Source organism: Saccharibacillus brassicae, assembly GCF_006542275.1.
GTDB lineage: Bacteria > Bacillota > Bacilli > Paenibacillales > Paenibacillaceae > Saccharibacillus > Saccharibacillus brassicae.
Map to the genome: position 1 here is coordinate 1,462,854 of NZ_CP041217.1, position 13,248 is coordinate 1,476,101.

General features: G+C 62.8%; 8 protein-coding genes and 1 pseudogene. All 9 read right to left on the minus strand.

The genetic code is table 11. The features are described from left to right. Positions 1–8: 8 nt before the first annotated feature. The 9 genes and pseudogenes from FFV09_RS06020 to FFV09_RS06060 all read right to left on the minus strand — a co-directional run bounded on the left by FFV09_RS06020 (position 9) and on the right by FFV09_RS06060 (position 13,179). Positions 9–1,952 carry a helix-turn-helix domain-containing protein gene (locus FFV09_RS06020; protein WP_141446957.1) on the minus strand — a complete coding sequence of 648 codons (1,944 nt, stop codon included), beginning with the start codon at positions 1,950–1,952 and terminating at the stop codon, positions 9–11. Between the two features lie 240 nt (positions 1,953–2,192). Next, a complete protein-coding gene (locus FFV09_RS06025) occupies positions 2,193–3,239 on the minus strand; it encodes an ABC transporter substrate-binding protein (RefSeq protein ID WP_141446958.1) in 1,047 nt (348 codons plus the stop codon). Positions 3,240–3,474: 235 nt separating this feature from the next. Continuing rightward, entirely contained in the window at positions 3,475–4,755 is a 1,281-nt protein-coding gene (locus tag FFV09_RS06030) for a hypothetical protein (protein ID WP_141446959.1), read from the minus strand. A gap of 137 nt (positions 4,756–4,892) precedes the next feature. Continuing rightward, positions 4,893–6,860 carry an FtsX-like permease family protein gene (locus tag FFV09_RS06035; RefSeq protein WP_141446960.1) on the minus strand — a complete coding sequence of 656 codons (1,968 nt, stop codon included), beginning with the start codon at positions 6,858–6,860 and terminating at the stop codon, positions 4,893–4,895. Further along, positions 6,835–7,605 (minus strand): ABC transporter ATP-binding protein, encoded by a 771-nt coding sequence (locus tag FFV09_RS06040; protein WP_141446961.1) that lies wholly within the window; start codon positions 7,603–7,605, stop codon positions 6,835–6,837. Before FFV09_RS06040 ends, FFV09_RS06035 begins: the two co-directional genes overlap by 26 nt. 69 nt (positions 7,606–7,674) lie before the next feature. Next, the gene (locus FFV09_RS06045; protein WP_141446962.1) at positions 7,675–8,697 is read right to left on the minus strand and encodes a sensor histidine kinase; all 1,023 of its coding nucleotides are present in this window, start codon (positions 8,695–8,697) and stop codon (positions 7,675–7,677) included. A 299-nt stretch (positions 8,698–8,996) separates the two neighbouring features. After that, positions 8,997–9,671, minus strand: a pseudogene (locus tag FFV09_RS06050) (response regulator); the annotation flags it as partial. 160 nt (positions 9,672–9,831) lie between these two features. Beyond that, entirely contained in the window at positions 9,832–11,355 is a 1,524-nt protein-coding gene (locus FFV09_RS06055) for a beta-N-acetylhexosaminidase (RefSeq protein WP_141446963.1), read from the minus strand. Between the two features lie 84 nt (positions 11,356–11,439). Beyond that, positions 11,440–13,179: a glycoside hydrolase family 13 protein gene (locus FFV09_RS06060; protein WP_141446964.1), complete on the minus strand. Its 1,740-nt coding sequence runs from the start codon at positions 13,177–13,179 to the stop codon at positions 11,440–11,442. Positions 13,180–13,248: the final 69 nt, after the last annotated feature.

Sequence of the window (13,248 nt, forward strand, 5' to 3'; positions counted from 1 at the left end):
TGTTCGGGCTAGAGCAAAGTCTCCAGCACGTCCCGGATCTTGCGACCGTGCGCCAATATGCCGTAATTCATCCAGGCGAAAAAGTCCGTTTCGTACACCCGGCCGGCTTGGACCGCGGGCAGGGTGCGCCAGCACGGATGCTCCAGCAGCCGTCTCTCGTCGCCGGGATGCCGGTTGTCGGACTTGTCGAAAATGACGAATAAATGGTCGGCATCGACCTGCGCAAGTTCGTCGGGGCGCAGCAGCAGGCTTCGCTGCGCTTCGGGCATATGCCGCAGCAGCCCGGGCGGCTTCAAGCCGAGCTCGCCGTACAGCAGCGGGCCGGTATAACCGCTGTGCTGCGCGTACAGCCGAATCTGCTGCGCCGAAATGCGCAGGCACGCGACGGAGCCGCGCGAAGCGCTCCCGCCGGGCATCGCGGCGAGGCGCGAACCCGCGTCGCGGACTTCTTCGTCGTAGCGGCGCAGCCTGTGCCGGGCTTCCGCTTCGCGGCCGAACAAAGCGGCCGTCCCGCGCAGCTTGTCCGCCCAGGCTTCGCCGGGCTGCTCCAGCAGCAGGCTGGGCGCAACGCCGGACAAGCGGTCCAATCGCCAGCGTTCGAAGCCGTCGTCGAACAGCAGCAGCTCCGGCTTCAGGCGCAGCAGGTCTTCGCGCGTTCCGTCCGCGACGTCGAATGCGGGCACTCCTTCAAGCGGCAGATATGCCTGCACGCCCCAGGCGCTGTGGCTGTACTGCGCAATCGGCACGATGCCGAGCGCGAGCAGGGCGTCTTCGAGGTAAGGCGCGAAGACGCGCACTTCCCGGCGATGCAGCCGCCGGTATTGGCCGGGCGACAGGCCGGCTTCGCGTTTGAAGCGGCGGCTGAAATAATATTCGCTGCTGAAGCCGACGCGCTGGGCGATCTCGCCCAGCCGGTCTTCCGTCGCCAGCAGCAGCTGCTTCGCCTGCCCGATCCGGACCCGGTTCAAGTAATCGAGCGGCAGGCTGCCGGTCGCTTCCTTGAACAGGTTCGTATAGGTCCAGCGTCCGATGCCGGCCGAGGCGGCCAGCGATTCGACCGTAAACGGCTCGCGGTATTCGCGATCGATTCGCGCGATCGACCGCCGCACCGCTTCGCGGACATCCAGGGCCGCACTTCCGCCCGTTCCGGCCCGCGAAGCGCTCTCGCGCTGCCTGACGGCGGCGAGCAGCAGCTCCTGAAACGCGATCTGGCGCTCAAGCGCGGCGGCCCCGCCGGTCTCCCCGCGGCGTTCATGCAGCTTCTGCGCTCTCTCCGCGCAGAACGAGAACGGCGCGAAATCCGTCGCGCCGACGAAAGGCAGCGCCTCGCCGGGCGGCAGCGGCGCTCCCGAACGATCGGCTGCGCAAAAAGCGAGCCGATACAGCGTCAGCGGCTCCGCGCCTGCCGCTTGAAGCTGCGGCAAGGACATCGCCGCTTCCGTCGCGGACATCCCCGCCGCCTCTCCCCGCTCCGCCGCAGGCCCACTCCGGCCTGCTGCTTTTCGCTCCGCTTCCGCTGCCTCTCCCCGCTCCGCCGCAGGCCCGCTTCGGCCTGCCGCCTTCCGCTCCGCTTCCGCAGCCTCTCTCCGCTCCGCCTCGGACATCTCCGCTTCCGCCGCTTCAGCTCCCCCCGCGCCCGCCGCCGCATCAGGCCGGCCGGCCTCCGCCGCCGGCCCGGCCGACACCGCCCGAACGCCGCCGAGCGGGCCCAGCAGCAGGCGGCCCCGGGCGAGCGGCCAGGCCGTTTCTCCGCAGTGCACCGATCCGGTGCCGCCGGTCACGACCCACAGTTCGGCGCCGGCCGAAGCGCGGCGCGCTTGCGCCTGTCCGGTCGGCCGCTCGCCTTGCGGCAGACCGTCGATCGGCCCGCCTTCCCCGGACCGGTCCGGTCCGGGGCTTATTTCTTCATACCGAATATCGGTCAGCGTATAAGCAAAGGGTATCCGCTCCACGTCCAAGCCCCCTTCATTGATAATGTTTCTCATTATCGTCTGGCGCCTAGTATACGTCATTCTCGCGGCGCAGGCAATCCGTTCGAGCCTCTTCCCGGCTGGCAGGACGGTTCACGCCCGATTCCGAACAGCAAAAAGCGCCGAAAAGTCTCCAAAAGACTTTTCGGCGCTTCGAAGCGAACTCTTTTTCAACAAACGCTACTCTTAGACGGTCACCGGCGGTCACCGGCAATCGGACCGTTACGGCGCGAGATTTTTCATGACATCGGCGAATTTTAGCAGGTTGGCCTGAATGCCGCCCGACTGCCAGTAAGAGCGTTCGACGGTGTAGACGTGGTCGCTTTTGACGGCTTTGAGCGATTTCCAGATCGGACGCTCCAGAATCTTTGCGGCTTCTTTGTTTTCCGCCGAGTCCCACTCGCCGTTGGCCGGGAAAATAAAAATGTGGTCCGCGTCCAGATCGGCCAGTCCTTCTTCGGAAATGATCTGCTGGTACTCTTCCATTTCGCCGACCATCGGGTGCGGCGTCAATCCGAGTTCGCTGTACAGGGAACCGACGAAGCGGTTCTTGACGCCGAACAGCGCAAGCGTCTTCTCTCCGCCGTTCAGGCGCACGACCGCGACCGTCTCGTCGCCGATCGCTTCCTGCAGCTTCGCTTTGTCGTCCGCGACGGTATTTTCGTACTGCGCGAGCACTTCCCGGCCTTTGTCCGGCATACCGAGCGCGTCGGCGACGGCGAGCAGAATCTGCTTGGAATCCTGCAGGACGCTCTCCGGCAGCCGATACGTCGGAGCGATCTTCGCATACGTCTCGTAGCCGGCCCGGTCGACGCCGCCGTCCAGCATAATCAGATCGGGCTGCTGCGCGAGCAGCGCTTCGGGACTGCCGCTCGTATCGTACTGCGGCACGTCGAGCTTCAGGTAATCCTGCACGCCCCAGTTCGGGTGATACCACTGGACGACCGGCGTCACGCCGAGCGCCGACAAGTAATCTTCCAGATAGATGCCGGCTACGCGCTTCGGATGGGCCGGCAGCGTCACTTCGCCGAATTCGCCCTGCACGACGCGGGTGTCCGCGGCTTCGGCTTCCTGGCCGGCTTCGCTATCGGCAGACGAAGCCTGATTGCCTGCCGCTTCGGCCTCCTGTGCCTGCCCCGAAGATCCTTCGGTCCCGGCCGCCGAAGTCGCCGGTCCGCTGTTCGCTCCGCAGCCGGCCAATGCCGCACCGAGCGCCAACATCAGAACCAAAGCCCCGGTTTTTATCGTCGTAAACCCGATTTTGTTCATCCTTTTTTCCCCCAATTGATTTTCATTCTCACTGTCTGTTCCCCATTCTAGCTTTCGCCGCTGCGGGAAACAATGCACATTCGGGGGAAACTTTTTGCACAAACGCGTGACCGGCGCGGAAGCGGAACCGTCCGGAACCGACCACGGACTCCGTTTCCGCGACTCCGGGCCGATCCGCAGAACCGGGCCGATCCGCAGAACCGGGCCGGTCCGCAGAACGGGCCGAATTCGAAGCCTAGCCTCGCCCGCCCGGCCGTTCATTCCATTCGTCCAGGCGGCAAACGTACAATTTCGCTTCGTCCAGCAGCAGCAGCGCTGCGCCGCGCGCATAGCCGATCGGCGCTTGCAGCGGGCGGCCGGCCGCATCCGCGAACGTCCACTCTTCGCTTCGCGTGAGCGCACCGGAACCGTCGCGCCGCAGCAGCGTGTACGTACCGAGTCGGTTGTAGCCGCCGTCCAGCAGAAAGCGCGCGCCGTCGGTCGCGACTACGGAAGAGCCGGCAAGCTTCGGATCGAGAAACGAAACGCTCGGCTGCACGGCCGGACCGAACAGGCGGCACAGCTTGAAGTCGGTGTAGTAGTAGAACCAGACTTCGTGGTCCGACACGACGTTCAGCGCGTAGCAGTCGGCGATATCCGCTTCGCTGTTCGTGAATACGCGGATGCCCCAGCTGTCCCAGGCGATCAGGCCGCTCTCCCCGACCGGGCGGCTCCAGCCGTAATTGCCGAACACGCCCTCGTCGAAAAAGCTTGTCCAGATCAGCCCGCCGGCCGTCGTCTGGACGCTCTGAATGCCGTCGCCGACGAGGAAGCGGCGCAGCGGCTGTCCGCTCCGGTCGAACACGGCGGCGTTCAGGTCGTACTGGTCGCGGCCGTAATACCGGCTGCGCGCGCCGACCAGCAGCAGATCCGCCCCGAGCGGCTGCACGTAGTGATAGTTGAACGATTCGCCTTCGACCGCGATTTCTTCGACAACGTCCTGCGCAGCGGAACCTGCCGGGGAACGCAGCTCGACGACCAGCACTTTGTAGCGGGGCGCGGCCTGCAGGCCGGACGGCACGAAGCCCGCTTCGCGGACCGGCTCCCCGTCGATCAGCAGCACGTAAGCGCGGCCGTCGTGGCCGAGCGAAGCCGAGACGAGCGTCCACCCGCGCAGGTACGGCGCCAGGTCGACGGCGAGATCGAGCCGGCGCTCGCGCGTGCCGCCGGCTGCCGGTCCGCTTGCGCCGCCGGTTCCATGCTGCGCTTTATCACCCTGCGACACGCCCTTCGCTTGCACGGCTTTCTGTGCCACATTCTGTACCGCGTCCGGCGCGCTAGCCGTAAGCGCCCCGCCCGCTCCGCTTGTCGCAGAGACTTCGCTCGCATTCTCCGCAGAAGTTTCGCTCCCGCTCTCTCCTTTGTCCTCATATCCGTTTGCGGCCGGCGAATCTGTCGAACCCGGTTCGCCTTGAACCGCCTGCATCGCTTTTATCGCTTTCAAAGCTTTTATGGCGTTGATCGTTTGCTCTCTCATCGGTTCTCCTCCGTTTGCGAAGCGGCGCGACAAGACCTTCTTGTCCGCGCCGCGTTTTCTGTCTCTCTATTGTGTACCCGCAAACGGCCGGGCAACAGTCCGCAAGTATGACGAACCGCGCACCGTGCCTTTTCTTTTTACACCATTACCTTCTTCAACCTGCCCAAATACCGGCCTCGCACGATGAAGAAGTACAGCATCTGCGCCGCCAGGAAGGCTGCGGTCGTCGTCAGTACCGGAACCGTGATGCTGCCGACGCTCATGAATTTCAGGATCGGATTCAGCACGACGAACGTCTGGACGGCGGACACCGCGATCGGAATGAAAAAGAGCAGCGCGATTTGCAGCGTGGCGGATTTCTTCATCTCGCCGATGCTGAGGCCCGTTTTGGATAGCGCATGGTACATTTGGCTGTCGCGCGTCAACTCGGCATGCAGCTTGAAGTACAGGAAGCTGGCCGACGACAGCGAGAACATCAGCGCCACGAACACGCCGATAAAGCCGAAAATGGACACCTGCTGCTTGAAATCGAGATACGAAGCGCTGCGCACGTCCATCGAGCCCGAGATCGGACGGTCGCTGTAGCTGTCGCCGCGTTCTCCTCTCCACCAGCGCTGCATCTCGGCACCGATCAGAGCTTCGCGGCTGTCGGAAGACAGCGTATCCGCCCGGTCCCACGCCGGAACGACGTAATAGATATGCGTGCTGAGGCTCGCTTCTTCGCCGAGCTGCTGCCGGACCGATTCGAACGCCCCGTCGGCGACGACGAGTACCGGCATGCCGGAAGCGGCCGTGAATGCCGCTCCGCCTCCGGTCTGCGTGACCGCAAACGAAGATTCGCCGCTTGCAAGCGTCACGGTGTCTCCTGCGGACGGATGTCGTTGGCCTTCGCGGACCGGCGGAAGCAGCAGCAGCGCTTCTCCGCCGCCGGAAGCCGCCGCAAAAGCAGGCGTCTCCCACAGCGCGGACACTTTGGCGTAATCCGAAGCCGAGATCAGGCGCGTCATCAGCTCTCTCGCCGCCCCGCCCGTCATGTACACGTACATCTGACGGACTTCGGCTTGGGCATAATCGCCGGCGTTCAGCCCGCGTTCGGAGACGAACGTCTCCACCGCGCTTTTGTCCGCGGCCAGCTTCTCGGGATCGCTCACGTTCAATTCGAACGAAACCGGGTTATCGGCGTACCGCCGCTGCGTCTCCTGCTGAAGCGACAGCACGAAGCCGGCGCTCATCGACGCGATCGACGTGACGACGGTAATGAGGAACAGGATTCGGGCGTTGTCCTTGATCTTGTACGCCAGCTCCGAGATCCAGAGCAGGTTTGTGCGCCGCCAGACGAAGGCGCGATTGCGTTTGAGCAGGCGCATGAACAATACGGACAGCTGCGAATAGAAGAAATACGTGCCGGCGATGCCCGCTGCGGCCGCGATGAAGATCCAGGCCGGCTCGAGTTCTTCGCCCTGCAGCGCCATATACCCGGCGACCAGCAGCGCGATGCCGAGCAGCGACAGCAGGATCGACGCTTTCGGTTCTTTTTTGGGCTTGGCGTCGCCGCGGATCAGTTCGAGCACGTTGTGCTTGCGCACGAACAGCAGCGTCAGGATCGAGAGGACGAGGAACAGCAGCGCGAACGCGCCGGTCGTCAGCAGAGCCGCTTTGACCGGCCAGTAGAACGGCAGTTCTTCCGTCTCCGTGATTCGTGCGGCGAGCAGCAGGAACAGCTTGGACAGCAGCAGCCCCGCGCCAATGCCGCCGAAGATTGCCCCCGCTCCGATCAACAGGTTTTCCAGACACACAAGGCGGTTGAGCTGCCCCGGCTTGGCGCCGAGCATCAGCAGCAGGCCGAACTCTTTGTTGCGCGATTTGAGAAACACGCTGATCGAGTAGAGCACGAAGAAAAACGCAAACGCGAAAATGACGTATTCCGCGGCCTGCATGCCGGCTTTGGTCATACGGTTCATCTCGCTGCCTTCGATCGCGGGATGGAAAATGAACACCGCAAACGAGAAAAAGATCATGACCATAAACGCGCTGCTGAGCAAATAGGCGAAATAGGCGCGCGCGTTGCGCCTCACGTTGTTAAACGCGAATCGAGGAAAGTTCATGCGCGCTGCCCCCCCAGAAAGAAAGAGTATCGATAATTTTTTGGAAAAAGGCCTGGCGACTGTCTCCGCGATGAATCTCGGCGGCCAACCGTCCGTCCTTGATAAACACGATGCGGTGGCAGTAGCTCGCCGCCAGCGGATCGTGGGTCACGAGCATGATCGTCGTGCGGTCGTGCCCGTTCAAGCCTTCCAGCGATTCCATCACGACGCGCGACGCTTTCGAATCGAGCGCGCCGGTCGGTTCGTCGGCCAGCAGAATCGAAGGCCGGGTAATGACGGCTCTTGCGATCGCTGTCCGCTGGCGCTGTCCGCCCGAGATTTCGTACGTGCGGCTGCCGAGAATGTCGCGGATGCCGAGCCGGTCCGCGATCGTATGCAGGCGCTCGTCCATCTCTTTGAGGTTCACGCCGTCGAGTGTCAGCGGCAGCACGATATTTTCCGCGACTGTCAGCGTGTCCAGCAGGTTGAAATCCTGGAACACGAAGCCGAGCTCGCGCCGCCGGAATTTGGCCAACTCGTTTCTTTTCATGGCGTACGGATCTTTGCCGCCGATCTTGACCGTGCCGGAACTCGGGACGTCGATCGTCGAGACCATGTTGAGCAGCGTCGTTTTGCCGCTGCCGGACGGTCCCATGACGCCGACGAATTCGCCCTCGGCGATCGTCAGATGGATATCGGTCAGCGCCTGGGTGGATACTTTGCCGGGATAGACTTTGTTCAAGCCGTTTGCTTCCAAAATGTTCATGATTGTCTCTCCTCTCCTGCTTCGATACCCAGTCTACCTGCATGCGGAAAAGGCGGCCAGAGATTCTCCTTAATGCCGCCTTACATTCGCGTTAAGATTCTGTTCGGGCACTTCGCGGAATTCGATGCGTACCGTCGTGCCGAGTCCCGGCTCCGACTCCAGTTCGAGCCGGTGGTCCAGATGCCGGCAGACTTCGCTGACCAGATACAGGCCCATGCCGGTCGATTCCTTGTACTGCCGTCCCCGCTGCCCGGTGAAATACGGATGCAATACCCGGTTCAGGTCTTCCTTGACAATCCCGATCCCTTCGTCGCGAATCTCAAGCAGCAGGCGCGGCCCGCGCGGATACGCGCGGATGAACACCTTTTTGCCGCTGCCTTCGGTATACTGCACGGCATTGGTCAGAATCTGTCCCAGAATGAACTGCAGCCATTTGGCGTCCGTGTACACTTCCGCGTCTTCCGCCACGTCGACGACCGGAACCATGCGGCGCGCGATAAACAGCCGCCGCTGCTCCGCCAGCGCTTCGCGCACCGGCAGCGCCAGCTTGACCCGTTCCGCGGCGAAATCGTGCTCGAACCGTTCCAGGCGCGACGTATAGATGACCATCTCCAGCCCCCGGCGCAGACGGTCCAGTTCTTCGGCGACGCTGTCCGCCAGATCTTCGTCTTCGATCTCGCGCGCCGAGAGCTGCAGCACGGACAGCGGCGTCTTCATCTGGTGGACCCACCGGCCGATGAACGTGACATGCCGTTCCATCGCGCTGCGCCGCGCGGCGAGTTCTTCTTCGTATTGGCGGTCGTAGACGCGAATCAGCTCGGAGACCGCTTCGGCCAGCAGAGACTCGCCGAGCGGCTCCAGGCGATCGGACCGCGGCACGTCGGGATGCGACAGCCGCGTGTAGAGCCGGCGCAGCGCCGCGTAACGAAACGCCAGGTAAGCCGCCAATACGGCGGCGCTCAGCAGCAGGCCGTACAGGATGATATCCGGCGGCCGTTCTTCGCCGCTGATCCAGTACAGCAGCGGCACCAGCAGCGCCTGGAACGCGAAGAAGAGCAGGAGCGGCAGCTGATCGCGCCAGAACAGCTTCACGGCTGTTCGCCCTCGGACGGCTGGCGGACTTGTCCGTCGGCGGAATCTGCGGTGGCGCCTTGCGCCGCGTGCGTCCTGCGTGCGCCGGATTCTTCGGAGCCGCCTTGCGCCGCGTGCGTCCTGCGTGCGCCGGATTCTGCGGCGTCGCCTTGCGCCGCGTGCGCCCTGCGTGCGCCGGCATCTGCGGCGTCGCCTTGCGCCGCGTGCGCCCTACGTGCGCCGGGTTCTTCGGAGCCGCCGCTTTCGCCGCTGACTGCACCGGCTGCCGGCCGTTCGTGCGAATCCGCTTCCGGCACGTTCAGCAGGTATCCGGCGCCGCGCACCACTTCGATGACTTCGGCCGCCTGCAGTTCCTTTAGCTTTTTGCGCACGCGCGTAATATAGACGTTCAGCGTGTTGTCATCGATAAAATGATGGTCTTCCCACATGATCCCGAGCAGCCGGTCGCGGCTGACGACCCGGCCCGCCCGCCGCAGCAGCGCTTCGAGCAGCAGCGATTCCTTCTGGCTGAGCTCGGTCGAACGTTCGCCCGCCGCCAGAGCGAAGCGCTCGGGATAGAGCGTCAGACCGCCGGCCTGGATCTTCGTCTCTTCCGGGCCCGCCGCGTATTCGCCGTACGCCCGCCGCAGATGGCTGCGGATCTTGGCCAGCACGATTTCGTAATGAAAAGGCTTGGTAATATAATCGTCCGCGCCGTTCTCCAGCGCCATGACCTGTTCCATCTGCCCGTCGCGCGCGGAGATGAACAGGATCGGACAGACGGATTCCGCCCGGATCTGCCGGCACCAGTAGAAGCCGTCGTATTTCGGCAGATTGACGTCGAGCAGCACAAGCTTGGCTTCGGACTCCCGGAACGTTTCCATGACGCGTTCGAAGTCTTCGACCACTTCGGCCCGGTAGCCGTATTTTTCGATATCGCCGCGAAGCAGCTCCGCGATCTTGCAATCGTCTTCCACGATCAGAATGGTAGACATGGTTATCCTCTCCTTTTGATCCGTTTTCGAACAGGCATCCTTCCATAGACGCCGAACCTCTGCGCTCCCATGCAAAAAGCGGCAAATCCCCCAAGGGGAGCTGCCGCTTCGGATGCCGCCTTGCCGTCATATGCCGTCATTTTCAGTGATTTACCGTGCGTCAGCTGCGAAGCCCCGCCGCTTCGCACGCTGCGGCAAACGCGGCGTAGTCCGCGAACCGCCGCTCTCCGGTCCATGCTTTTTCGGCCATGGCGCGCAGCGGTTCGCGGATGCCCTGCGCCACCGCTTCGATCGTCTGCGCTTCCGGCTTGTCGGACCAGACCGAGAACGAACAGCCGAGCAGGGCGTCGGGGTACGGCAGTGCCCACTCCTGCGGTTCGTTCTCGCCGACGCGCGGCAGCAGGCCGGGGTGCCAGCCGCCGTAGATTTTGTCTCCGGTCGGGTACGTATAGCCCGCATGTTCGCCCAGCACGTAATAGAAGTAGGCGTCGTTGAAGTTGACCAGCTCGTGCCCGCGATCGACAAACGTCTGCGCCGAAGCCATTTTGCGGTCCCACTTCGTCCAGTACGTGACCTGCATGGACGGCTTGGGCAGGACCCGCTGCTCCAGACCGGCCCGGTACAGCCCGTCGTTCCAGACGCGCACCGTAAAGCCTTGGGCTTCGAGGCGCTCCGCGACCGTATTCAGGTAAGCGACGTACGCGTCCACTTCCGTTCCGCCTTCGATGCCGAGCGTCTCGCGCGCGTACTCGCCGAGCTGCGGATACGACGCAAACGTGCCGAAGTCGATAAATTCGTCGCCTCCGATATGAAAATACGGGCTGCCCGCGAACAGTTCGGCGTATTCGTCGATCAGGTCCAGCACGAACGCGACCGCTTCGGGGTTCGTGATGTCCAGCGCGCCTTTGGCCGGCCGGCCTTCGGAATCGGTCAGCAGCCATTCCGGCCGATTGCGCAGCGCCCAGCCGAGATGCCCCGGCGAATCGAGCGAAGGAATAAGCGTGATCCGGTGGCGCCGCGCTTCTTCCGCGATCTCCCGGATCTGCGCCCGGGTCAGGTAGCGTTCCGACATCACTTCGGGATGGCGCTCGCTTTCGAACGTAAAGCCTTCATTTTCGGAAAAATGCAGCTGGAGCGTATTGAGCTTCAATTCCGCCATTTCCCCGATTCGCTGCATGATCCATGCCTGCGGATAAAATTTCCGGCCGATATCGAGATGCAGCGCCCGCTCGCCGACAAGCGGCTCGTCTTCGATCGCGCCGTACTCAAGCTCGCCTCCGCCGGAAGAAAGCAGCTGCCGCACCGTCCGCAGGCCGTGCAGCGCCGCTCTCGCATCCGAAGCCGTCAACGTCACGAAGTCCCCGATATCGAGCCGGTACGCTTCCGGGTGAACGGTGCCGGGCACCGCGCCCAGCTCTATCAGCAGATCGCCGGGCTTCGCTTCGCGGGCGACCCCGATCCGGGCCGGCGCGGCGAACGCGCCGACTTCGGCGAACTTGCCGCGAAAATCTTCCGCCGCTTCCAGCACGCCGAGCAGCAGCTCCGCTTCGTCTGCCGCGCCGCCGGTGTCCTGCCGGAAAATCATCAGCGACGAACCCGGGCCGGGCCGCCACCGGCCTTCTTCCGTCATCAGGTATCGCCGCGTTCCCGGTACCGTGCCGCTATCGTGGATCTGTGAATTCATCTTCGTTCACCTCTTCGACTGGGGATGGATGTTTCTGTTCCGTTAGTATAGCGCCTGCGAGCAGAAATTTCCAAAAGCGCCCATCTATCGCGGCAAACGGAAAACGAAATACGCGTACGGGGCGATCTCCGCCCGGCCTGCCGACAGTTGGCTCGCCCGCTGTTCGTCCGAGCAGACGACGCACTCCGCTTCCGCGAGATGCGCCCGCAGCTCGCTTGGCAGTTCGAGTCCGGTCGGCGTTTTGGAAAAGTTGAGCACGACCAGCCAGCGTTCCTGCGCGTCTTCCCGCACGTAGGCGTAAATATGCTCGTCTTCTTCCAGCACCGGCTCGTACGTGCCGAGCGTCAGCACCGGATGGTCGCGGCGCAGCCGGATCATCTTGCGGTACAAGTTGAGCACCGACTGCGGATCTTCTTCCTGCTGCCGCACATTGATCTTCGCCTTGTTCGGATTGATCCGCTGCCACGGACGGCCCGCCGTGAATCCGGCGCCGTCTTCGTCCGTCCACTGCATCGGAGTCCGGCTGTGGTCGCGGTTTTTGCGCAGCACCCGTCCGAGGATCGTCTCCGGGTCTTCGCCGCGTTCTTCGACCATCAGCTTGTAATAGGCCAGCGCCTGCTGTTCCTTGATATCGTCGATGGTGTTAAAAAAGTGCGCGTTCGTCATGCCCAGCTCTTCGCCCTGCAGCAGGTTCGGCGTGCCGCGCAGCGTCATCAGGAACACCGACAGCATCTTGGCCGACTCTTCCCGATGCTCCTTGTCGTCGCCGAGGTACGATACCATCCGCACATGGTCGTGGTTGCTGAGATACAGGCCGATCCAGGCGTCGGGATGCAGGTCCTTGAGCCATTTGCGCATGATCTGTTTCATATGGCTCAGCTTCCACGGCTTGGACTGCCACATGTCTTCGGCTTCGTCGCAAATTTTGGACGCTTCGATCATGAGAATCAAATCGAGTTCGCCGCGTTCGGGAAGGGTGAAGTCTTCGACGTCTTCGAGCTCCACCTGCGACGCTTCTCCCATCGTGAACACCGGATACCGGGAAAATGCTTTGTCGCGCATTTCGCGCAGATATTCGTGGATGCGCGGTCCGTTTTTGTAAAAAGGTTCGCCGCTGCCCTGAATACGCTGCGTGTCTTCGGTATCGGGGAAGCTCATGTCTTTGGACAGCACGTTCGCCGTATCGACCCGGAATCCGTCCACGCCTTTTTCCAGCCAAAAGTCCATCGCTTCGCAAATTTCCTGACGCACCTTCGGATTTTCCCAATTCAGGTCCGGCTGATGCCACGCGTACGTGTGCAAATAATATTCGCCCGTCTCTTCATGCAGCTTCCAGGACGAACCGCCGAGGAACGACGTCCAGTTGTTCGGCGGGCCGCCGTCTTCGCTCGCAGGCCGCCAAATGTAATAATCGCGGTACGGATCGTCCCGGCCTTGAAGCGCCTGCTTGAACCACGGATGGTCGCTCGACGTATGGTTCGGCACGATCTCCATCACGAGGCGGATGCCCCGTTCATGCAGCAGCGCCAACAATTCGTCGAAATCGTCCAGCGTCCCGTATTCGGGATGGATGCCGCGGTAATCGATCACGTCGTACCCGTAATCGCGGTTGGGCGAATCGAAGATCGGGGACAGCCAGACGGCGGTGACGCCGAGCTGTTCGATATAGTCGATCTTGTCGATAATGCCGCGCAGATCGCCGACGCCGTCCCCGTTGCTGTCGTTGAAGCTGCGGACGTAAATTTCGTAGACGATATTTTCTCGCCAGTTCATGTTCGATTGAAGCTGCCTGGACGTCCGTGACGCCTGTACTTGTTCCGACATCTTGTTCCTCCTCCAAAAAAAGCCGTGTTTGGCCGTCTGCCGGCTGCCTACGCTTTTGCCGACTGTATA